Genomic DNA, 23,458 nt, shown 5'->3' on the forward strand with positions numbered 1-23,458 from the left:
ATGATTAAGGTGTGGGTGGTTCGACATAAGTTGGATCGCGCCACTGGGTTGTGAGTTGAACATCAAACACTTTAATGACACTGTCATTCTTTTGAATAACGGCGTGAACGCCAACCAATGCAACAATCCATGCTAATTGACGTCTAAATGAATTTGTGTCAGAACGTTTAATAATTGAAGACGTCCAATTTATGGTATACGTATCAATCACATATTGACCTGAATTATCTTTTGATAAATCTTCAAGCATCAATCGATTTTTAAATTGCTCAAATATCTGTGGTAAGGCTAAGTTGTTTTCAATGCTATTAGTAGAAGTTACCGCAGCGCCATACCACCCCCATACGGCAGTATATATCAGTGACAATATAACAAGCGCCACCATGGCCTCAAGAAGTGAAAATCCTCGGCTAATGTAATTGAGCACGCTCTAGCTCACAAAATGGAGAATTAATATTGTACAAGTGTTTTACACCATTGTTACTAAGCTTGAGTTGGCCTCGGTGACAATATCCATTAGAGTCGATAATAATAGGTTGTTCAATTTCTAACTCGATGCCCTGTAAATTGAGATCTGCGGCACTGGATATAACAATTGATTTTCCTGAATTAGCAGCCTTAATGGGCAACATGGCAAATCCAGCTGACAGGGATAACTCCTGCGAAGACAATTCACGAGATTTCAACCATGCATCCATGCCTGGAATAACAAGTGCGCTAATCAGACCGAGTAAAACCAGCGTCACCAAAAGCTCAATCATACTAAAACCGGTGTAGCGCTTATAAGTTCGGCACATATCCAACATCAGCGTTATTGTCATCTCCTCCAGCAACGCCGTCAGCACCGTAGCTGTATAAATAAAAGCCCTGTTCTGCTACAGAATCCCTTCTATATTGATAGTCATTATTCCAGGGATCTTTAGGAATTGATTCATCTAAATAAGGGCCACGCCAGTAATCGCCAGCATCACTAGGTTTTGTTCTCAAGTCTTGTAAAGCATTAGGATATCGCCCCATATCAAGACGATATGTTTGTAAAACCATTTTAAACATTTTAATTTGTGTTTCGGCCGTCCTAACTTTCGAATCATCAACCTTACCAAAAAACTGTGGGCCAACCAGGCCTGCTAATAATCCTAAAATAACTAAAACGACCAATAATTCAATCATTGAAAAACCACGTTGTTTTGTAGGTTTCATATTTCCTCTTTTATTTTTAAATTGCTATATCTGTAGATGCTGTTATTGCTTGGACAATACCCAAAATCATTACACCAAGTAAACAACCTACAATAAGTATCGCTATCGGCTCCATTAAAGTCAGCACTTGCTTCATACGCCTTTTACATGATGTATCATGTAATGCTGCTACTGCATCCAACATTTCGGCAAGCTGACCGGTTTTATCACCAACTGACACTAAATTCTGAGAGGTACGAGGTACCAACCTAGCTCGTGATAGTGCCTCGGTAAAGCTCATACCTGATTCAATATCATCGATCATAACATGTGCTCTTGCCTTTCTTCGGGTGTACTCACAAGAAGCAGAAGCTAACTTTAGAGCCGCAATCAAATTAACACGAGCCAATAACATTGCAGAACATAAAGCTGCCCAACGAGCCGCATCTTGCTCTGATAACCAAGGTCCAATTACAGGTAGTTCAATCGCTAAATCTTTTAGTTTTTGCTGAACGGTCTTATTCGCAAAAAGTACAATTAAAGAAATAACAATGGCACCAACCAAACCAAACACTGTATAGGCTGAATCATTTACATAACGTCCAGCTGATAAAACTGCTGTAGCAAGAGCGGGTAAGTTTTTACCGGAATCTAGTAAATGTGAAAATTTAGGCACCACAGCAAAAAAGATAATAAGCATCGCCGCTAAACCTGCACAAATTAATACAACAGGGTATGTAAGAGCGCTTTTAACATCACTTTTGACTGACTGCTCATAGTTAAGTTGATACGACGCTTTACGTAATGATGTCGCAAGTTGCCCGCTCAACTCACCAGCAGCAACAAGGTGTGAAACATATTCAGGGAAAGGTAATGTAGACTCAGAAATCGCTGTAGAAAAACTTTCTCCACTTTCAATTAAACTGACAATTTTAGCAAACCCTTCAGCAAGTAAAGGGTGCTCATCATTTTGTGCAAGGGCTTTAACTGCTTCCACTAATGTTACACCCGACTCTGTCAACGTAGCCAACTCTTGTAAAGGTACAGCTAAATCAGCGACAGATACCTTTTTACCTCTTTTTTTAGATTTCACATACGATTCAATGTGAAATACTTCAATTCTCATTTGTGCAAGTTGACGCACTGCTTCTTGTTCACTGAGGGCTTCAACCTCACCTTCCAGCCGACTGTTGGTTCCAAGCTCAATACCTTGATATTTAAACTTCACTCCTGATCCTCACCGGTATGACAAACACGCAAAACCTCGTCAACTGTGGTAATACCTCTAGCCGCCTTGAGCAATCCATCATCAAACAATGAACGATTACCTGAGTTCTTAGAATGCTCTCTAATTTGGGAAACAGGCGCCCGTTGAGTAATCAATTCTTTCATTTTCAAGTCAACGGGCACCAATTCGTATATACCGATACGACCTTTGTAACCTCGACCGTGACAACTTGAACAACCAACCGGCTTTCTCCAATTGCCTTGCATACCTTCTTTGAGAAATGAAGGGGGGTCTGTTGGCTCGCTGCATAACTCACATAATTTACGAACCAGTCGTTGAGCTTGAACGCCTTGAATTGTTGCAGCTGTAAGATAAGGTTCGACACCAATATCAGCAAGCCTCGGGAAGACTGAACAAGCATCGTTTGTATGGAGTGTCGATAACACCAGATGCCCTGTAAGCGATGACTGTACAGCAATATCCGCTGTTTCTTTATCCCTAATTTCGCCCACCATGATCACATCAGGATCTTGACGTAAAAAAGTTCTTAAGGCCTTGGCAAAGGTATAACCAATATCAGGCCGAGCTTGAACCTGAGTAATCCCATCCAACTGAAACTCAACAGGATCTTCAACAGTGACTATTTTTTCCTGTCCGGTTTTAATATCAGCAAGTAATCCGTAAAGAGTTGTCGATTTCCCAGAACCTGTTGGCCCAGTGACCAATACAATTCCATTACTCAACGCCCCCCATTCCCGAATAAGTTGCAAATGGTCTTGTTCAAAGCCCAACCCTTCCAGTTTTAATTCATCACGCTTTTTCGGCAGTAGTCGAAGTACAATTGATTCACCATGAACATCAGGAGCTGTTGATACCCTTACATCAAATTCCCGATTGTTTGCTCGCGTAGTAAATCTGCCATCTTGAGGCAATCGTCTTTCGGCAATATCAAGCTCTGACAAAAGTTTAATTCGTGAAGCAATGGCTTGAAATCGAGCCATTGGCTGTTGCATGAATTCAGTCATTCTGCCATCTACACGAAACCTTACAACCATATGCAGGTTTCCCGGTTCGATATGAATATCTGACGAGTCAGCCTGTACAGCCCGCTCAACGATACTATTAACTAAATTCACCACTGGTGCTTCCTCGGCTAACGCCGCAATATCGGATGTCGAATTGCCAAATAATTCAGACACAGCCCTCTCTCGGTTAACATCGTCAGAGATATTGGCAGCCATTGCAGGAGTTACTAAGTGAAAATACACGTCCTTATCGTGGGTCAGCGTTTTTATAACTGACATCTCAAAACTTGCATCGGGCTTAGAGATGTAAATACAAACGGATTGATCGTCAACTGTTATATAGACGTTTCGCTCAAGACACCAATCAATGCTCAATCCAAAATGCTGGCAGGCATCTATAATTGAAGGGGCAAGAGGACATTGCGAAACATTCTCAATAAGCTCCCACCTTAATTCGCGCGAAAGTGCCATATACAGGGAATCTTCCCCGCAACAGCCTAAACGTCCAATAGATTCAATCACACCACAATTCAGTTGTTCCATAGTTTTGTTAATGGCAACAACATCATTGTTTGAAATTAATTTGGATTGAAGAAGGCTTTCAATCAGACTTTTGTTTAGTGAACTAGTGTCAATCTGAAATTGATTTTTCAAAATTTTCGTGTTGTCCGGTTGCTGCATATAACTTGTCTACAAAGATTGTAAAGAAGCATTAAACATTCAAATTTAATGAGTTATATTACACCATAGAAAATTTAAAAATGAAGTGATTTTAACTTAATGCCCTCTTTTGTAACTCAATTAAAACATTTTAAAGATCGCGGCTTTGATATGTTAAATAAACTATTCTGGCCGGTGGCGGAAAATACTGACCAAGACTCGATTAGTTTTTATACATTTAAAGCAAAACCAAACTATTTGAAATCGGGAGAGGATAAAAAATGGATTGCCTTGCAAATAAAAACGCTGTCGCCATTTGCACAAGGGGATCACTATGTTTACTTGAGCAAAATTGGAGTACACATCTGGTTTGCCCGAAGTACCTTAAATGGTACACCTGAAACAGCGGCACAAATAAAATTACCTGATGGCGAGCATTGGATAAAAGGTCAGAAAAACAACTATCATCAAATTTGGAAAAACGGCGTAATGACCGAATGCACGATAGACATGAACACTACGTCACCTAGTAAACCTATTCAATTCCCATCATCAAGCAGTGGATGGGCTGTGCAAAGAAAACTGGATAAAGCTGTCAAAAAGCCACTGTTTTGGTTTTTGACTTTATGTTTAGTATTATGCTCGGCTGCATTGTGGGCAATTGTTGGGCTTATCACGGCAACAGTTCAGGCAGAAATTGTAGACCGGGAAAATCAAGCATTGTCGCTTGATTTAGGCGATAAACTGAACATACAAACTCAATACCGGACTAATCAGCAATCGATTAAAAAAATACAATCCTGGCAAACTGAAAACGGCTATTTTCCAGAAAGTTTTGCTGTTGTCGCCAGAGAATTGTCTAAATTGGGTAGTTGGAAACTTAACCAAATCACATGGCAAAACAAAAGATTAGAAGTCGAGTTTTCTACAAAAAAAATGGACATAAGTAGTTTAATAGAACAAGTAGAAAAACAAGCATTAGTGGCTCAGGTTAATATCCGTCCTCATAATGCACAAGATACATGGGTTCTGGAGATCCAAATAAAATGACGAGAATCCAAACAATTCTAAATTCACCCGTCATGCAGGAATTTAAACGCAACTTAAGATTGCAGTGGTTACTTTTGTTAGTCATTGCAATATTAGGTTTATCCGCCACAAAAGCTCTGTTTGATAAGGTCGAGACAAGCAAACAGACAGTAAGCCAACAATTAACGTTATTAAGTCGGTTAAAACTGGCCGCAAGTGTGCCATTAGAAAACACCAAAATTGAGGTTGTCGATAAATTGTTAATGACACATCTCGAAAGAATTCCTGCAGTAGCATCTTCAAGCATCGCTGAAGCGAAAGCGCTGGAAGATGTTGAAAAAAAAATAGGTATATTATTAAAAAGAAAACGAATAAATTTACTAGGTTCAGACCTAATTGAACTTCCATCCACCAATTTATGGTCAGTTAGACTGGAAATCGCAGGACAACTTACACCTGAAGACTTTATTAAGTTCATCGAACATTTTGACATTAATTCAGAAAACATGCGCATATCTTCATTACAGTATTCACCAAAAACCTCAAACTCTATCTCCATTGTTATAGATATCTTATACAAGAGAGAGGCGAATGAATAAAAAGTTATTCGTTATTTTAACAAGTTGGGGTTTATCGCTAATGTTGCTCTCAATTTTATTCAACACTCAACAGTATAAAATACCCCTCTCAGAAGCCGCTAGATCAGAAATGAATCTAACACATAAATATGATATTGATTGGAAAGCAATTCTAAATGAGGTAGCCCAATTTAAAACCATTAGCCAAGTAGATAAAATTGATGAAAAACCCATCGCAGTAAAGGCTAAAATCAGTGATAGCCGAATTATCGCAATTGTTGCCGATACAAAAAGGTCGATATCAATTTTAAAAGCTAAAGAACAAAATGTAATAACACTTGGAGTTGGGGACTCCTGGTTAACGCCGTGGGTTTTGCAAGATATTTTCCCAGACCGTGTGGTTTGGTTTAATTCTGAAAACAATGAAACATTCGAACAATTCATATTCGAATCAGTACCCATTCCTACAAAATCTTCCAGCAAGAAAAAACGTGGACAGTAATCGAGAATGCATCCAAAAAACCAAGTTAAAAATAGATTAAAACATTTGTGTTTGTTAATAGTGGCAAGCGTGAATTTAAGTTCATGTGCTCAATTTCGAGGGCCAGCTTATGAAGCGGCCAAGCATGATAATAAAATATTTAGCACCCCTCTTCGCGCTCCCAAGAAATTTGCCCAAGATGTTTCTACCATTCATGAAGGTACAGAACAAAACAATCAATACAGTGAGCTACAAGTATTTAAAACACCAAGTTTAACGATAGAGCAAGCAGAAGAACATGCTAGAGATATTGTTATGCCTTATTTGCCTGACACGCAAGTCAGTCGATTGAGCTTTAACAATTTACCCGTTGGCGCTTTTATCAATGAAGTTTTTGGTAATCAACTAGGCTTAAATTTTGTAGTTGAACCAAGTGTTAAAAATACACCTGACCTCATTACAATGCGCATAACGAAACCAGTAAGTCAAAAAGATTTATACGCTTTAGCGACACAAACATTGAAATCTTATGGAGTAACAACTTCTTTAAAAGATAACGTGCTAATTTTTAACTTTTCTGAGTCTACTGCCGGTAATGAAACTCCAATATTGGTTAGCGGGAGGGCATTACCTGAAGTCCCCTCCAGTAGCCGCCCTATTTTTTATATATATCCTTTAACGTCTGTGACAACGCCAATGGTACGTAGCTGGATTGCACCGATGTTCCCTCGCAAAGAATTAGAAATTAAAGAAGATATAACGAGAAATGCGTTGATATTTGTTGGCTCACAGAGGACGGTCGAACAAGCATTAGCTGCAACTCGATTACTGGATAAGCCAACAATGGCAGGAATGGATAGTCGAATCTTAAAACCTAGTTTAAGCAATGTAACTGATATGGCGAGCAACCTTGAGCAAGTATTGAAGTCTGAAGGATATTCAGTAAAACAAGGAGACGGTAATGCCGCAATCAGATTATTACCTTTGGAAAGTGTTGGGCAATTAATTATTTTCGCTAAATCAGATGCAGTGCTTCAACACATTATTGAGTGGGCAAGACAGCTTGAAAAACGTCAGTATAACAAAGTAGAAAATGGGCTTTTTAGTTACCAAGCTCAGAGTACTCCAGCCGTTCATATTGTTGAAGTATTAAACAGTTTAGGGGTTGCAAATTATACAAGCATTGACAGACCTGACTCACAAAGTTCTTCCATGGGTGCAACTGGAACAACAAACAGTAACAGCAACATAAAACGTTCAAATCTAACTCAGAATAGTGATGCAAAAGGTAGATATGCTGTCGATCAACAGCTGAACACTATTTTATATAGCGGAAGCAGTAAAGACTGGTTGCAAATTCTGCCGATTATAAAAAAACTTGATCGCCCAGCCCCTTCAGTGATGGTTGAAGTTATCCTTGCAGAGGTAACACTAACAGATAATGAGGAATCCGGCTTGGAGTGGGCAGCCAATGCTGCGTTAGGTAAATTTGACTTAGGTTTCGGCACATTGGATAAATTAGCTCTTGGAGGGAAAGGTTTTAATCTTAATTTAGATAGCCCAAGTAGCACCAGAGCAATGCTTAATGCATTTTATACCAATGATAAAGCCAATATTCGTTCTCGCCCAAGATTAATGGTTAAAAGTGGTGGGGAGGCTTCTATTGAAGTAGGTAATGAAATACCAATTATTACATCAAATAGCCAAAGCACCACAAGCGAAAATGCACCTGTCATTCAAAATATTACATATCGCAATACAGGTATTCTGCTTGACATAAAACCGACAGTCCACGCGTCCGGCTTTGTTGATATAGATATCAGTCAAGAGCTGAGTGAGCAAGGTGATGGATCTATAGGTGGCTCTCCAATAATTCTGAATCGTAGCTTAAAAACCACAGTGACACTCCGAGATGGAGGTTCAGTGTTACTGGGTGGTTTAATTTCATCAACTACATCAAAAGGTCAACAAGGCGTTCCCGTTTTAGGCAAATTACCATTAATTGGAAATCTTTTTTCTACCGACAAAAACAGTCAAGTGAGAACTGAACTGATGATTATGATTATTCCCTATGTTCTTAATTCTCCAGATGAGGCAGAGAGGCTTACAGATGACTTACAAAAAGCACGTATCGACAATTTAGCTATTGATATAGTTCCACAAGAAAGTTCATCGAAATAACTATTTAGTAAGAATTCGGTGTAAAACGACATGTAACAGATTATACGTCGGTTACTATTGAAGTTACTTTTGAAAAATAAAATACAGGCTTAATTAAATGAGAAAACTTATTTCTTTTACGGCTGCATCACTTCTTTTAGTACAAAGTTTATCGGTTTTTGCAACTAAAACTAATGAATCTTCAAATCCAGTTAAAATGAATGGTTTTGAATGTGCCAATGAAGTTTTAGACGTAGTAGGACTGCTCGGCAGAGGAGATGATTTTCCTCAATTTTTAGCATCAGATATTGAAGCAGAGTTAAAACGTCAAGATAATAATTCGATCTTGGGTTATGTGAAGTGTGTAGGGAAACCAGAATTAAAAGCAGCAACCAAGCAGAGTATGGTAAATGGTGAGTATCAAAATATTATTACAAAATTTTCTTTAACCTTTCCTTTAAAGCTCAAAGTCAAGAATGGTAAAAAGACGCTTTTTATTAACGTATCACAAAATTATGTAGTGAATAATTTTGACCAGCCAGATAAACGGACAGTTACGCAAAACTTTATAGTTGAGCAATAAAGTCACTTAAGTTCTAACCTATAAAAAGCTGGGATTTCCCAGTTTTTTTTATTGGCAACTCAAAACTATCTCCGATGGAGGTGGTGAGCGTTTTTTTAAGGCTTTGCGTTGATGAAGCCCATACTACAACTCGTTTTGTTTGTTAGTAGCAAATGAAAAGGCGAAATAGCATTCGCCGATATGAATCCGCATCACACGCATTTTATCGCTATCTATATCACATCATGTAAACACAAGAGTACAGGTACAAAATATTGACCGATAAAGTAGGAAAGGATTTTTACCGCAGTATTTATGTTTAAAAGGCAGGTCTATTCACCCATAGAGGATCACATAGTAAAAGCCACCTTCAGTGAAGGTGGCATGTTACTTACTTATTCACGTTAAATTCATTGAATGATGTTAATTGGGCTTTCCATACTTGGAAAGCCTCTCTGGTTAATTGATACCTTCAATATATTCTATGATTTTTGTACCACCAAACTCTGCATCGTCTGCGGGCAAAGTTAACTGCATGATGGGCCCTCCATCAAACTGGAATTGTGCATTGCCTGATTCTGGCTTGGCATGTTTGTTTACCGTCATATCTTTTACGGTTTTCCAGCGCGCGAGAAGCGGCGTTAATAATGCATTTGTGCCAAAGGTTTCTGCGATAACCTCAGACGTTGTCGATTGCAAGATATACCATTTGAAAATACTGGGACGACGCACGGCGATGTCGGCTTTACCGTCACCATCATAATCCGCTACCACGGGAATATCCTTGCTATCGAGCCCAAACCTTTCGACGTGCATGCCATAGCCGGGTCGGCTTTGCAAAATATACCAGGTGCCATTCGATGGGCGACGTACTGCGATATCCGCTTTGCGGTCACCGTCGTAGTCAGCTACAACAGGAATATCACTGCTTTGAATACCAAAGCGTGTAACCTGAACCTTTCCAGTTGCACTCAGGCGAATATACCAGGTGCCATTTGAGGGACGTCTAATCGCGATGTCGGCCTTACCGTCTCCGTCGTAATCCGCAGGGACTGGAATATCTGACTTTTGTAAACCAAATCGATATGTGACTAGCTTGTCCGTTGAGCTGTTCAAAATATACCATGTCGAATTCGAAGGCCTGCGGATTGCGTAGTCAGTGATTCCGTCACCGTCATAATCAGCAAGCACTGGAATATCCCCGGATTGCAAACCAAAGCGCTTAAACCCAACCATACCGCCAGCAGATTGCATACTATAGAAGGTGAAGTCGGTGGTACGTCTTATAGCAATATCTGCAATTTTATCTCCATCAAAATCGCCAAGTACCGGTATATCGGAAGATTTGCCAAACGAGATGGTTTGGTGAGAATCTTCACCCACAGGTTTAATATATGTATCGCCATTAAACGGATTTCGGGCGGCTAATTCTGCTTTGCCATCACCATCAAAGTCACCATTAACGGCCGGTTTATTGACTGGTAAATAAATAGAATCAAAATAAACAGGGTAATAAGCCGATGTTCCTGTTTTAGGTACAACAAATTCTAATTTTTTATAACCCGCCGACATTGCAAATGAATAGAGGACCCATCCACTACTGGTAATTTTTGTCTGCTCAATATTTTGGCCAGGAACAAAGACACCATTAACTTTCACCAATGGATCAACGCTGCTTGCACCGCGGATCTTTTGTCCAACCCAGCTCACTACTCCTTTATTGAATGTTGCAGTCATTTCAATTGTGGCTTCAGGCTGGCTATTGCGAGTATCAATGGCAAGCGCCCAATTTCCATGTATAGAATTATCAGGATAGGGGTAAGATTGATACCAACGACCCTTTATTGTTAAGGGATTTGGTTCACCTGGCTCAAATGATAAAAAAGTACCCAACTTATCCGGATGACTTGATGGATCAAAGAGATCTGTTCCAATTTCGAACTCTAAAATATTAATAAAACCATCTTCATCGCTATCGGCTTTTGCATCATAACTATTTAATGGATCTAATCCGTTGGCAATTTCGAATTCATCACTCATTCCGTCACCGTCATCATCCATGTCGGAGTTGTTTCCAACGCCATCATGATCGGTATCATAAGTTTCGTTTGGATCATTGGGGAATGCGTCAAGTTCATCAATTACACCATCTTGATCAGAATCTTTTGGCACATTAAAAAATTCAGATTCAGGTGAGGATTGACACCCAACCGGATTACAGTAGACAACTTTAAATTGAACTTCGTCACCTTGGTTATAGCGGTCAACAGCCCATAAGTAGTTTGTAAATCCATTTAACAGCTTTGTAGATATAATATCTAAATAAGACAATGTACCTAAATCCACCCATGCTGTTTCATTTTGGCTTTTCGACCAAAGTTGATAAGTGTCTGCATAACCATTAGGTCTTAACGCAATTGAGACTTCAATTAATCCAGCAGCTTTAGGGTAATCACGATCCGGTGCTCTTAAATAAGATAAATTGCCATATCCAGGTGTTTGAACTTTATTAAAAAACAACGGTGAACATTTTTCATCAAGGCAATATTTAACGAAAAGCGAGTTGGATGCAGATGGATTTAAATTCGTAACATAACCATAGGTGTTTTGCGAATGGTCTGGTGAATCTATTTGTTTTATTTTACTAAATTGATTCTCTTCACGATTCCAAACTTCACTAGAAGTTATCCCCATTTGATTCACTTGAACCATTCTTGGGTGCTCTGCACTATACTTGAGTTGTTGAGTATCAAGACGAGTAAACAACGCACTATCAAATTCATTACTATTGGCATCAACATTAACCTGACTCAATCTTGATGTTGACGCCGAAGTTACTTCCCAAGTGAATTGTGAATATTTAAAGCCATCAAGCGAAATCGCTAAATCCGACGATGCGATTTTAACGCCATCTAACAGCACATCAAATTTTTGCTCTTCGTCTATAACAACCTTTATTGTTTGCCACTTATTAAGCCATGATTCGTTGCCATCAAGTAACACTGGCTGACTAAAGTAATCCGACAAAAGATATAAATGATAAGGTTCCACACCGGATAAGTCATCACAGCCGGCGCCTGTGTAAACCAATCGTACTAAGTCAGATTGATAAGTTTCTACTGCCCAATAATCTGGACTAAGAATACTATCGAGGGTAAGTGCTGTTCTTGAAATGACCTGACATTGATTGACGTTGTTACTTAACGCCCAATATTGCTCTGAAGACACACTAATGCCCTGACTGATATTAAACCAACTTCGCAGTTGCAACGTGCCTTGCAGTGTATCAATACGACCATATGCCGATCCTGTCGAGCCTGACACACGCCACATGCTATCACGAGCATTACTATTACTGTTTACAAGAAATAGCGTTTCGCCAGAGATACTCGCTGTTTGTTGCGCTTTCGAAAATGTTTTAGCTGACACAGGCTCTGACCATTCACTACAGCCAAGGCTGTTACATGCCTGAACCCGTGCAAAGTATTCAGTGTCCTGTTGCAGATTGGTTAGCTCAACATCAAACGCCAATCTGCTAGCATTTAATAAAGCAGAAGAATTAAAATTGTTGGCATTTTTGCCATATTCAATTTTAATTTTTTCGGTGCGGATATCATACTCACCGCTCAAGTCCAGGCTGTCAAATTTGGACCGTTTGGACTGAAGCACTACTGCCGTTGGTACGGCGGGAATGTCATTAGGAGCAACATTCAAAATCCTTACAGACGCATTTGATAATTTGCTACACAATGCGGCGCTGCACGCGCGAATATAATAACTATTAGATGCGCCAGCTTTGGCTGTGCGATCAATATATTCAAGCCCTATCCCAGATTCACCTAACCCACTTTCGTCTAACGTGGCCAGGAGATTGGGCTCACTGCCGTCAATCGATCGATACAACTTAATGAACTTAACTCCCTCATTAAATTGCTCTCGGGTTATTGAAACGCTTATGCGAGTTTGAGCAGTTTGATTAGTTGACTCATCGTACACATAGAAATTGGGTATTTGAGGCGGGTATTGCCCGTCTGCCGGAATGGTCAAAACGACCGCTTCACTAAATTCGGAACAGTAGAAGTTGGGATTGTATGTGCAATAACGTGTTTCAATTGAAAATGAAGTACCGGGCTTTAGGTCTGTACGATAAATCGAGTAGTTTCCATCCTCATTTTCTAATCTGTAGTTATTGGTATAACCGTTGGAGGAAACAACGCGCGCTTCTATGTAACTAACATATTGCCCTTTCAGTGCATCCAATTCTATTTTGATATATTCGCGGTCCACAACGCTCAAAACAGGCGTCACAGCAGGCAGAGCACTATTTACAGGTGGGTAAAAAGTATACGCCTCCGTTTCTGCCCCCTCTGTACACTTATTCAATAAAATCGAACAACCCACGACTTTAAAGCGATATTGCTCTTTTTCAGGAGCGAATATTTCTAGTATTTCTCCATAACTGTCAAGGTAACTTACTTGCTCATAAAAACGGTATTCATCTTCCGATTCTGTTTTTATATAGATGTTCAAATAATCAAACTCGTATTGAACGTTGGCAGACAGTTCCAACTCTTGAGAAGAGACTTGTTCCGTTTCTAAAAGGTCTACTTCCGCCAATGTTGTATTTTTCGCAGAATTAATTGTGTCGAAATACGATGTAAACACAGGTAATGACAATATGCGCGAGTACGAACTATACAAGCTATCTGATTTCGCCAAGCCACTTTGCACTGAATATTGAATTCTTAACCCGGCACGATCATTAAGATGATGAACAAACTGGTTACTTTCTCCATCTTCTACCACCCACTCATTTAGCAGGCTCCCCAAATGGTCATAGGCTCTTACAATATAGCCATCGACACCGTCGACAGCATTCCAACTGATGGTGTTTGCTAAGAAGTGATTGGTTGAAACAGTGACATTCGTTGGCGCTTTAACTTCAGGGTAAGCATTAGAGGTCGAATTGCTGCTACCAAAATCCATTTCGTAAGAACAGTCATTTTTATAGCAACCAACAATACGATAAATATATGAAAAATTGTTTTTCCTTTCACTATCTCGATACACTCCCCCAGCGGGTGACAAGTTCGCTATTTTTACAGGTGCAGCCTGCAAACCAATTGAATATCGGTAAAGTTCAACATGGTCAAAATAGTAATTAAATTTATAAGTGAGTACAGCCGCACCATTTTTATCACTGTTCGAAATCGATAATTCATGCAGCTTAGCGTATCTGTTGGCTGTTCTCACATACACTTGATGAGTATTACAGTACTCCTGCTGACATAATGACAATTGGTAGGTAACAGAATCTCCCTGGAAATCGTTATCGACAAAACTTTTGTCGGCCCCCTCATAAATTAAGGTTTCTTGATTATATCCAGTGGTTTTATATAAGGTAACGTGCTGATTTTCTTTACCTTCCCAGGAAATTCTAGTGCCACTAAAATCTGGCAATATTTGTGCACGAAGATTAATTTTGGGCAAGCCGATTTCATCTTTTACTACTTTGAGCGGGGAAAAGTGTCCACATCGATTTAACGTCGAGCCTGGCGTTTTTTGAATACAAAATCGAGCCTGAATCGCGTTGTCACGATCTCTTGGGTCAATTCCAAAGTCGGTTGAAGACGTGTAAGAAATAGTTTGTTTACCCGCGTGTTTATATTCAAGGCCGGTTGCCTCTGCAGGTTTATTGGTGACATTAAATCGCAGTCTATTACTTAAATTTGAATTATCAATTGTGATGTTAGGACGCTCTGCATAATCCTTAACGTCTATGTTTTTTTGTACTCCATGGGAAAAATCACAAACTTGACGGCTATTACATGGCCAAACTGTATATTTTGCATTGCCTGCATTGGGGCCTTTTTCGATATCATCAAATTCGTTTTTGTCTGCCCAAAAATAAGTATCATATCTTGAATTGATCTGCTCTCTTTTGACGAAAAAGAGGTCAGAAGTACCGTCAATTGTAATATGAGTTTGTAACGGCAATTTGCTTTCAATACTGACATCATTAACGCTATTGATAACATTGAAAATATCATCAAACTCCGCCAGATAAACGTTTTGGCTGTCACTAAAAGTCACTATATTATCGCTAAGCACAATTGGATAACTGTAAACGCGTGATGTACCTATATCTTCACTTGATATATTGGCCAGTTTTCCAGTGGCTAAATCCATCCAATACACGTCGCTGCCTGCTTTGGTAGAATCAAATTTAGATTTAGACGAAAATTGTGCAGACGCATACAAACCCGAATCACTAAAATTAATGCGATTATTGACGGTGATATTTGCTTGTATGTTGCTTATCGGAATATGCTTTGTATGTAATGTATTTTCAGCGACAGAAATTTGAGTAATCGCAGAACGAGACGAGCTTATAAAACTGACCAATGTTCCATCTGAACTTATATTTGCACCACTATTCGTTCCACAATTTTTAATGCTTTGTTTCGATTCATAACTATCGATATAAACAAAGCAATCACTATAGCTGCTTTTAAGTAAAAGATTACCGTTCGTACCAACACCAACTAATGACAGTGAATAATTGCCATCAAAAGAAATAGTTTCCCAACTATCGGACGCTAAAGCACCTTTATAAAGGATACTGTTTGATAAAAGATAAACATGCTGGCCGTCTTTAGAAGCACTAAAGCTATCGATAACAATATTGGCTGGTGTTGAGACTAAGGATATCGCCTTACTGGCAATATCATACAAATAAAGTCGCCTAACATTGGTTGTTGTACCCGAAACCAAATTACTTGCATTTGAGCTAAATAGAATGCGATCGTCATCAATAATTATCGGGTTATAGCTATTTTCATTGGCCGTTTTATCATCAACCCCAATTGTTATTTTTGAAATATCCGATGTGTCACGATCATACAAATAGATATCAGAATAAGCGGAATTATAGGGACTATTTGTAGACTCAACGTTTGACTTTGAGCTGACAAATGTGACTAATTTTCCATCCTCGCTTACACCGAGAATACAATTACCCCCATAGCTACATTTAGAAACACTAAATAGTGTTTCCTTTTTAAAGCTTTGCGCCCAGGTTAAATTAGGAAAAAACAGAATAAATGTGAAAAATAGACTACAAAATAATCTGTAAAGCATAATACATCCTTGTAAATTTAAATGACTAAACCGCTTCCAATACCTTTAACTTTTCCTGAATATAGGGTCCTTTAGGTCTCTTAGAGTGTGCTGCTTTCATAAAATGCAAAGCACTTACCTTGTCTCCCATATCTTCAAAATAAGATGACAATTGGAGCAGAAAATTAATTTCAGAATCGACGGATTTTTCAACATTAATATTGCTACGTATTTTTTTCATTTGAAGGCAGCAAAAGGTTATCTCAGGATCTTTTTTAAGTATTCCTAACAGATCACATAGTTGAACTTCAAAATAGGACAACGCGCTAGAAACCTTAACAATACTTTGAAGTTTATTAACTAGGACAGAATAATTTTCATTTAAATAAGCAAAGAGTGAAACAAATTCGCTGGTAAGGGTACCTTGGCGTATAAAGGGGACACTATCATACTGCTGGCTTCTAATTTGTTCCATCAGTCCCGTCAGTGAATCAATACTATTTGCTGCGGAAAATCGTTGAAGTTCTTCAAGCGTGGTAGATTTTAATCTTTCGAATTTAGTTTTGTTAAGTAATCTAAACTTTTTTGTGCCGCCAGAATAGGATTGAAGCGCTAAGTCTAAGTCTTTATTGATATTTCCAATATTAAATTTATTGAGGAATCGTTTTAGCTCCGGGGCTTCATAGCAATATGAGCGATTAATCGTTTTATTACCATCATGTCCTCCTCGATATCCAACTTTAGATAAAAAGTCTGTAACGATACTCCCCGATTCAAAACTACCTCTGTCATATGGATAAATATGAAAAGCACTATTTCCCATAGCTTCTATAGAACGATTTAAGTAAATCAATAAGTTGTTTTTAAATTTGGGTGGGATGGTAAAAGGCTTAACCTCCATTTTTCTTTTTACATTCTGATTATAAATAGATTGGAATATATCCAAAGGATTTCTGATATAAACGGCAAATTCAGCTTGTGGAATGGCATCTTTAATAATAGCAAGTTTAGTTAAGAACAATTCAGATGATAATAACAAAGTATGAGCACCACTTTGTTCAAACTCCATCATTACATTATCTAGCTTATTTTTCGATAACTCGAACAACCTGGACGATACTTTCTCAAATATAGCTTCTATGTTCCCACTACCTATATTATTCGAATCAACGCCATGCTTAGGATAAAAAATGCCCTGATTTAAGAGTTCATCGGTATTTGAGTTGCACCAATATTGAATTGCTGAAGTTCCAGTTTTGCCTGGCCCAATATGAATGATTATCTTCTTATTCATTGAAATCCTTTTCCTATTTTAATTAAAGCTCTATTACATGATGCAATTTTAAAAATGATTCTCTTACCATTTGCTTCTGTTTTAAGACGATGTCGTCATAACCTTTATATGCTTCCATACGCAATTTAGTTGCTTCTGCAATTTGGAAGAAAGGGACACATCCTTTTAAGTATTCAGGTGCCCAAGTCATGGTGTAAGCTTGGACTTTTTTAACCGCCTTGTTGACCGGAACAAATGGATTACCATAGGACATTGATACAATCACACCGTGTAGACTGGTTCCAATATAAACAGCGGCGTTTGCGATAGCGCTGGTGATTTGGTCTAGCGTATCACAAGGTAAAACGTGCACCGGAAAATCGGCATGTTTCTTTATCCAATCAACCATTAACTGGTCATCATGACCCGGACAATTCCCAATAGATAATAATCCGATCGCTAGTTTTTGATGTCGGTAAATTCTACGCAATTGATTTAATATTGTTTTCTGTTTACCTTCACTTTTGTGAAAGCCAAACTGAGCACAGGCGTATGGCTTGTTTAAGCTCTTTGGCAGGGTATGCTTAGGTTGCATATCGCTCAACACCATCACCGAATCTGGAACCAAACTAGCATTCAATCCGAAATTATTCTTAATTGCACGCTGAGCATCGGTTTCTCGTACACTCAAATAACCAGCTTGTTTGAAACTAGGCGCAACTTCATCACGCAAAGCCTTAGATTTTGGTATACCACCACCTACAGCATGATAAGCGATTTTCATGTTTTCGAGAATGTTTGGTGATGCCGGCATAAAAGGTAACGACACTTCACCATTGCCAAAATGTAATTTAAGAATGTTTTCTAACCTATCCCCTTTAAACGCTTCATACAGATCGTAATAAAGTGGATCTAAATAACTCACCAAACGTGCCCAATCTGCATTAAGTACTTGCCCACCTGCGATGATTAGTGTTGAGTCTTTAGCAATATTCTCTGGATTTAATAGTGTTTTAAATCCCTGGGTTGGCATCGCTCCGACTTCGGTTAAATCAGAATCTATCGTTGCAATGTTATGAAACGTGTAATTACCAAGTTTTGCTAATTCGTGTTTAGCTACTAATGGAAATAGCAAATCACCATAATTAAAACGATCTGAAGCACTCAGTAAATAAACATCTTTTGGAGATGGGTTTGTCATATTAAAACTCAAAATAAAGCCGCTTTCGCGGCGCTAATATCCTTGTTACTTCACCCTACTTGGTCAGTAAAGGTTTCCACCAACTTTCGTTGTTAAGATACCAATCCAACGTTTTGGTAATCCCACTTTCAAATGACTCAGCTGGCTTATAATTTAATTCTCGTGTTGTTTTGGTAGCATCAATCGCATAGCGGCGGTCATGCCCTGGTCTGTCAGTTACATAGGTAATCAAACTAGCTGAATTAGCTGCCTTGGCGCATGAAGCATTGGGGAATTTTTCTGACAACGAAGAATCATTTGCAAAAGCTAAATCCATTTTTTCACATATCAATTTTACAATATCGATATTAGCCCACTCATTGTGGCCACCGATATTATAATTTTCTCCCACATTACCATCATTAATCACTAACTCGATACCTCTAGCGTGATCTTCAACGTAAAGCCAGTCACGAATTTGCATTCCGTCACCATAAACGGGCAGTGGTTTGTCATTTAATATATTGGCAATAATTAATGGAATTAACTTTTCAGGAAAGTGATATGGCCCATAATTGTTAGAACAGTTACTGGTTGTTACCTGCAATCCATAGGTGTGGTGATAAGCCCTGACTAGATGATCGCTAGCCGCTTTGCTTGCCGAATAAGGTGAATTAGGGGCGTATGCCGTGTCTTCAGTAAATGCGGGATCATTTGGACCCAACGTGCCGTAAACTTCATCGGTACTGACATGATGAAAACGATGACTCAATAATGGTTGCGCACTATCTAACCAAACTTTTTTCGCCACTTTTAACAGACTATATGTGCCTATGATATTAGTTTGGATAAACGCATCCGGCCCTGAAATTGACCTGTCCACGTGTGATTCCGCAGCAAAATGCACAATAGTATCAATGTTATACTCAACTAATAGTCTTTCAACCAAATCGCTGTCACAAATATCACCATGTGCAAATACAAATTGATTATTGTCCTTCACAGGCTCTAAGTTTTCGATATTGCCAGCGTATGTCAACGCGTCCAGCACAACAACCTTATCTGCGGGATTAGATTTCAACCAATAATGAACAAAATTGGCCCCGATAAAACCTGCACCACCCGTGACTAATAATGACTTACTCATGAATTACCTTCATTTATCCAGAGCATCATGCTCTATTACTTAAATAAAACTACTATTTCAATTTGCTAAGAACAGATTCTAACTCGGCTTGCCAGTGACGAGGCTCTATACCAAATGCGTCAATCATACTGTGTTTATCCAGCACGCTGTATGATGGTCGTTTAGCAGGTGTTGGATAGGCGCTAGTTGGAATGGCTTTTATAGGAATGGGGTGTTCTAACAATCCATTATCTAAAGCACAACGTTGAATAGACACAGCAAAATCATACCAACTGGCAACGCCTGCATCAGTGAAATGGTGAACACCGCTAATGTTTTTCTCAACCGCAGTTAAACATGCCTGCGCCAAAGCGATTGCAGATGTTGGAGAGCCAATCTGATCATCAATGACACCAAGTTGAGGCTTTTCCTTCATCAGTCTCAACATGGTTTTAACAAAGTTGTTGCCGAACTCAGAATAAACCCAACTCGTTCTTATGATACAACCCAGCTCTCCTAAAATGTCTTTCACTGCTACTTCACCGGCCATTTTGCTGGCACCGTAAATACTTTGGGGGGCGTAATCATCAGTTGGTAAGTAAGGACTGCCTTTTGAGCCTCCAAATACATAATCGGTAGACACATGAATAAATCGCAGGCTTTTGTTTTTACAATAAACAGCTAAATTTTTTACCGCTTTTTCATTTAATAAAAAGGCGCTGGTTTCATCACTTTCTGCGTTGTCAACTGCGGTATAAGCCGAAGCGTTAATCACGGCTGTAATTTTATGGGTATCAAGAGACAAAGACATTTTATCAAAATCGACAATATCGATATCGTCACGCCCCATAAATACCATAGATTGAGGGTCCGCATTAACACGAATAGCCTGTGCAAGTTGTCCGGACTTACCTATTACAACAATCACGTTAGGTCGCTCTCTTAGAATGTGGGTGCACTTGAAAAAGACATACCGTTAGCATCTTTTTCAGATAAAGAAGGCATATTGCCACCAGCTATAGGCCAGGCTATCGCTAAATCAGGGTCATCATATTTGATACTAATTTCTGATTGAGGATGGTAATAATCAGTACACTTATAAACAAATTCAGCAGATTCACTGGTAACAAAAAAACCATGGGCAAAGCCAGCAGGCACCCATAATTGTCTTTTGTTTTCTGCGGATAGAAACTCACCAACCCATTGACCGTAAGTAGGTGATGAACGGCGCATATCAACGGCGACGTCAAAAACCTCACCGCTAACCACCCTTACTAATTTTCCCTGAGTATGTTCCATTTGGTAGTGTAATCCACGTAAAATACCCTGACTGGATTTACTGTGATTGTCTTGAACAAAAATGACATCGGCACAATTGTCCCGAAACCAATCTTCACGAAAAGTTTCCATAAAAAAACCACGTTCATCACCGAAGACTCCAGGCTCGAGAACTTTAACCTCTGGTATTTTGGTATCAATTACTCGCATTACTTCACTCTATCACTTAGCAACTTCATCAGATATTTGCCATAACCGCTTTTTTCTAAAGGTTTAGCTAATCTGACTAACTGCTCGGCATCTATATATCCCTTGCGGAATGCAATTTCTTCTGGACAGCAAATTTTTAACCCCTGACGCTTTTCAATCGCAGAAATAAAATTACTCGCATCGAGCAAACTATCAATAGTCCCAGTGTCCAACCAGGCTGAGCCTCGCCCCATCAGTTCTACACGAAGATTATTCTGTTTTAAATACAATAAATTAAGATCGGTAATTTCTAGTTCACCGCGCTTAGAAGGTTTAACTTGTTTTGCCAGTTCTACAACTTGGTTATCATAGAAATATAATCCAGTAACCGCGTAATTAGACTTAGCAACCTCAGGCTTTTCTTCAATCGACAGCGCATTCCAATTATCATCAAACTCAACCACACCATAACGTTCAGGATCGGTGACATGATAACCAAAAACCGTAGCACCCTGCTCCTGTGCAGCGGCATTAAGCAGGGACACTTGAAGATCATGACCATAATAAATGTTATCGCCAAGCACTAAGGTACAAGCATCACTACCAATAAACTGTTCACCTAATAAAAAAGCCTGAGCTAAACCATCTGGCGATGGTTGAGCTACATACGAAAATTCGACACCCCACTGATGACCATTCCCAAGAAGGGATTGAAAACGAGGTAACTCCTCCGGTGTAGCAATGATCAAAATTTCTCTAATACCAGCTAATAACAACGTTGAGATTGGATAATAAACCATGGGTTTATCGTAAATTGGCATCAATTGCTTACTGACTACTGAGGTTAGCGGATGAAGGCGAGTACCTGAGCCTCCTGCTAAAACAATACCTTTTCTGTTCATTTGTAACTTCCTGTACAGGTAGCCTCGACGCTCCTGTTTTATTTTAATTCTTCGATTGTTGCCAATACGATACGAATCACACCAAATAGCATGCTAAGCAACACAATAAATAAAGCGCAATTATATAAAATCTCTGGGTAGCTTGCATCTTCAGGGACAGTGGGATTTTCGACCACAACCAAATACTTAAGTTGACGATATGCCTCAATTCGAGATTTCTCGAGCGAAACCTGTGATGCTGTATAAGCTTCAAGTGCGAACTGCAGATTCATTTTATATTCACTGAATTTTGCAATCACCTCATTGACACTAATATCTGACTTTTCAGATGATGTCTGCTCCGATGGACTGATATCTGTTAATCGCTCTCTCTCATGTTCCAACTGGGTTTCGAGCGCTTTTAACTGTTCATTAGCCAACATAACTGCTGGGGCTTGTTCACTCATCGACGATTTTAACGCCCGCAGCTCAGATTTTTTTGTTGCGATCTGGCTTTCCAAGCCATAGGTAATTTGTGCTAGTGCAGCACCTTCGGCTTCAGGATCTAAAAAATTGTATTTGCTTTGAAAAGCTAATAATTCACTTTTAGCACGCTGCAATTTATCGATAACAATTTCGTGTTCATTTTGCACAAACGTCAATTGTGCCTTAGCCAAGTCGTGCCCGATTTTATTGATATACCATTCGGCTCTATTTACGATAGCCTTAGCGAGTTCGTTTGCATATTTTGGCTCATACGCCTGTGTCCTGATCGTAAAAACCGATGATTTTTCATCAATTTCAATTGTCACATGTGATTTAAAATAGTCCAGTTGGTCTTCAGCACTTGCGTCCGACGAGAGACGACTTACCACATCATAATTTGTATCTGAGAAATGCTTTTTCCAATTATAATTTTCATTTAAGTACTGCAATAAATCGTTGGAATAAATAAAAGCTTTAAGTAACTGAGTATCTTGACCAACAGCACTTCCGCCAGAAAAACCGGACAATAATGCCAGTTTTGGGTCAAGCGTACTCATGCCATTGGGTTGTTGAATTATTATTTGCGCGTGGCTCTCGTATCTGGCACTCGCAATGAGTGCTTGATAAATAAAAAATAATAAAAAAGGAATCAACACGAATACAGAAAAGGGCGTTGCAAACCATTTTTTTAATCGAATTGGGTTTTGAACAGATTGTTTTGTGAATCCGGAATCACTATTCGCATTTGGCTCGTAGTCAGTTTCATTTGATGAACTTGACATAATATCCGGTTCTGTTTTTTTAAGTTCGTTACTTACACGTGAAATTTCAACAAGTATTTTCTTACTGGGTTTTAGATTTCTTACGCGTTGTAAAATCCGCAACGCCAATGGCAAATTAACTCGCTTAAGTTCTTCCGCTTGTTGCAATAAAAATTCAGCGTCTGTCCACTGACCTTTATCTAGCCCCTGCTTAAATAAACTTAAATCGTTTTCTAACCGTTGTTGAGATGATTGAGTCATAT

The 23,458-nt window shown here is 39.0% G+C and carries 18 protein-coding genes; 5 read left to right on the forward strand and 13 right to left on the reverse strand.

Annotation, left to right across the window (positions count from 1 at the left end):
* Positions 1 to 4: 4 nt before the first annotated feature.
* From H8B19_RS03550 to H8B19_RS03570, 5 genes are read right to left on the reverse strand one after another with little or no spacing between them, the layout of a single operon-like run.
* Positions 5 to 427, reverse strand: coding sequence for a prepilin-type N-terminal cleavage/methylation domain-containing protein (locus H8B19_RS03550; RefSeq protein WP_186505404.1), 423 nt, complete (start codon positions 425 to 427; stop codon positions 5 to 7).
* A complete protein-coding gene (locus tag H8B19_RS03555; RefSeq protein ID WP_241737457.1) occupies positions 411 to 821 on the reverse strand; it encodes a prepilin-type N-terminal cleavage/methylation domain-containing protein in 411 nt (136 codons plus the stop codon). The genes H8B19_RS03550 and H8B19_RS03555 overlap by 17 nt, the downstream gene beginning before the upstream one ends.
* Complete coding sequence (gene gspG / locus H8B19_RS03560) at positions 781 to 1,200, reverse strand: type II secretion system major pseudopilin GspG (protein ID WP_186505406.1); 420 nt, start codon at positions 1,198 to 1,200, stop codon at positions 781 to 783. Before gspG ends, H8B19_RS03555 begins: the two co-directional genes overlap by 41 nt.
* Positions 1,201 to 1,216: 16 nt before the next feature.
* Complete coding sequence (locus H8B19_RS03565; protein ID WP_186505407.1) at positions 1,217 to 2,407, reverse strand: type II secretion system F family protein; 1,191 nt, start codon at positions 2,405 to 2,407, stop codon at positions 1,217 to 1,219.
* Positions 2,404 to 4,113, reverse strand: a complete 1,710-nt coding sequence (locus tag H8B19_RS03570; RefSeq protein WP_194362612.1) for a GspE/PulE family protein — start codon at positions 4,111 to 4,113, stop codon at positions 2,404 to 2,406. The genes H8B19_RS03565 and H8B19_RS03570 overlap by 4 nt, the downstream gene beginning before the upstream one ends.
* A 99-nt stretch (positions 4,114 to 4,212) precedes the next feature.
* Here H8B19_RS03570 and H8B19_RS03575 point away from each other — a divergent pair, with 99 nt between their 5' ends.
* The 5 genes from H8B19_RS03575 to H8B19_RS03595 all read left to right on the forward strand — a co-directional run bounded on the left by H8B19_RS03575 (position 4,213) and on the right by H8B19_RS03595 (position 8,923).
* Positions 4,213 to 5,142 (forward strand): hypothetical protein, encoded by a 930-nt coding sequence (locus H8B19_RS03575; protein WP_186505408.1) that lies wholly within the window; start codon positions 4,213 to 4,215, stop codon positions 5,140 to 5,142.
* Positions 5,139 to 5,720, forward strand: a complete 582-nt coding sequence (locus tag H8B19_RS03580; protein WP_186505409.1) for a hypothetical protein — start codon at positions 5,139 to 5,141, stop codon at positions 5,718 to 5,720. The genes H8B19_RS03575 and H8B19_RS03580 overlap by 4 nt, the downstream gene beginning before the upstream one ends.
* Positions 5,713 to 6,201: a hypothetical protein gene (locus H8B19_RS03585; RefSeq protein ID WP_186505410.1), complete on the forward strand. Its 489-nt coding sequence runs from the start codon at positions 5,713 to 5,715 to the stop codon at positions 6,199 to 6,201. Before H8B19_RS03580 ends, H8B19_RS03585 begins: the two co-directional genes overlap by 8 nt.
* Before the next feature lie 6 nt (positions 6,202 to 6,207).
* The gene (locus H8B19_RS03590; RefSeq protein ID WP_186505411.1) at positions 6,208 to 8,361 is read left to right on the forward strand and encodes a type II secretion system protein D; all 2,154 of its coding nucleotides are present in this window, start codon (positions 6,208 to 6,210) and stop codon (positions 8,359 to 8,361) included.
* A 97-nt stretch (positions 8,362 to 8,458) separates the two neighbouring features.
* A complete protein-coding gene (locus tag H8B19_RS03595) occupies positions 8,459 to 8,923 on the forward strand; it encodes a hypothetical protein (protein ID WP_186505412.1) in 465 nt (154 codons plus the stop codon).
* A 438-nt stretch (positions 8,924 to 9,361) separates the two neighbouring features.
* Here the strand turns inward: H8B19_RS03595 and H8B19_RS03600 are convergent, their stop codons facing one another.
* From H8B19_RS03600 to H8B19_RS03635, 8 genes are read right to left on the reverse strand one after another with little or no spacing between them, the layout of a single operon-like run.
* Positions 9,362 to 16,042: an FG-GAP-like repeat-containing protein gene (locus H8B19_RS03600; protein WP_186505413.1), complete on the reverse strand. Its 6,681-nt coding sequence runs from the start codon at positions 16,040 to 16,042 to the stop codon at positions 9,362 to 9,364.
* Between the two features lie 25 nt (positions 16,043 to 16,067).
* The gene (locus tag H8B19_RS03605) at positions 16,068 to 17,315 is read right to left on the reverse strand and encodes a hypothetical protein (protein ID WP_186505414.1); all 1,248 of its coding nucleotides are present in this window, start codon (positions 17,313 to 17,315) and stop codon (positions 16,068 to 16,070) included.
* Positions 17,316 to 17,337: 22 nt separating this feature from the next.
* On the reverse strand, positions 17,338 to 18,495 hold the full coding sequence (locus H8B19_RS03610; RefSeq protein ID WP_186505415.1) for a polysaccharide pyruvyl transferase family protein: 1,158 nt from the start codon (positions 18,493 to 18,495) through the stop codon (positions 17,338 to 17,340).
* A 55-nt stretch (positions 18,496 to 18,550) separates the two neighbouring features.
* The gene (gene rfbB, locus H8B19_RS03615; protein ID WP_186505416.1) at positions 18,551 to 19,621 is read right to left on the reverse strand and encodes a dTDP-glucose 4,6-dehydratase; all 1,071 of its coding nucleotides are present in this window, start codon (positions 19,619 to 19,621) and stop codon (positions 18,551 to 18,553) included.
* A 52-nt stretch (positions 19,622 to 19,673) separates the two neighbouring features.
* Positions 19,674 to 20,528, reverse strand: a complete 855-nt coding sequence (gene rfbD / locus H8B19_RS03620) for a dTDP-4-dehydrorhamnose reductase (protein WP_338401485.1) — start codon at positions 20,526 to 20,528, stop codon at positions 19,674 to 19,676.
* Between the two features lie 14 nt (positions 20,529 to 20,542).
* Positions 20,543 to 21,088 carry a dTDP-4-dehydrorhamnose 3,5-epimerase gene (gene rfbC, locus H8B19_RS03625; protein WP_186505417.1) on the reverse strand — a complete coding sequence of 182 codons (546 nt, stop codon included), beginning with the start codon at positions 21,086 to 21,088 and terminating at the stop codon, positions 20,543 to 20,545.
* The gene (gene rfbA, locus H8B19_RS03630; RefSeq protein ID WP_186505418.1) at positions 21,088 to 21,969 is read right to left on the reverse strand and encodes a glucose-1-phosphate thymidylyltransferase RfbA; all 882 of its coding nucleotides are present in this window, start codon (positions 21,967 to 21,969) and stop codon (positions 21,088 to 21,090) included. Before rfbA ends, rfbC begins: the two co-directional genes overlap by 1 nt.
* A gap of 38 nt (positions 21,970 to 22,007) precedes the next feature.
* Positions 22,008 to 23,456 (reverse strand): KpsE/RkpR family capsule polysaccharide export protein, encoded by a 1,449-nt coding sequence (locus H8B19_RS03635; protein WP_241737458.1) that lies wholly within the window; start codon positions 23,454 to 23,456, stop codon positions 22,008 to 22,010.
* Between the last annotated feature and the right edge of the window lie 2 nt (positions 23,457 to 23,458).

Source organism: Neptunicella marina (assembly GCF_014270035.1).
In the GTDB taxonomy this organism is placed as follows: Bacteria; Pseudomonadota; Gammaproteobacteria; order Enterobacterales; family Alteromonadaceae; genus Neptunicella; species Neptunicella marina.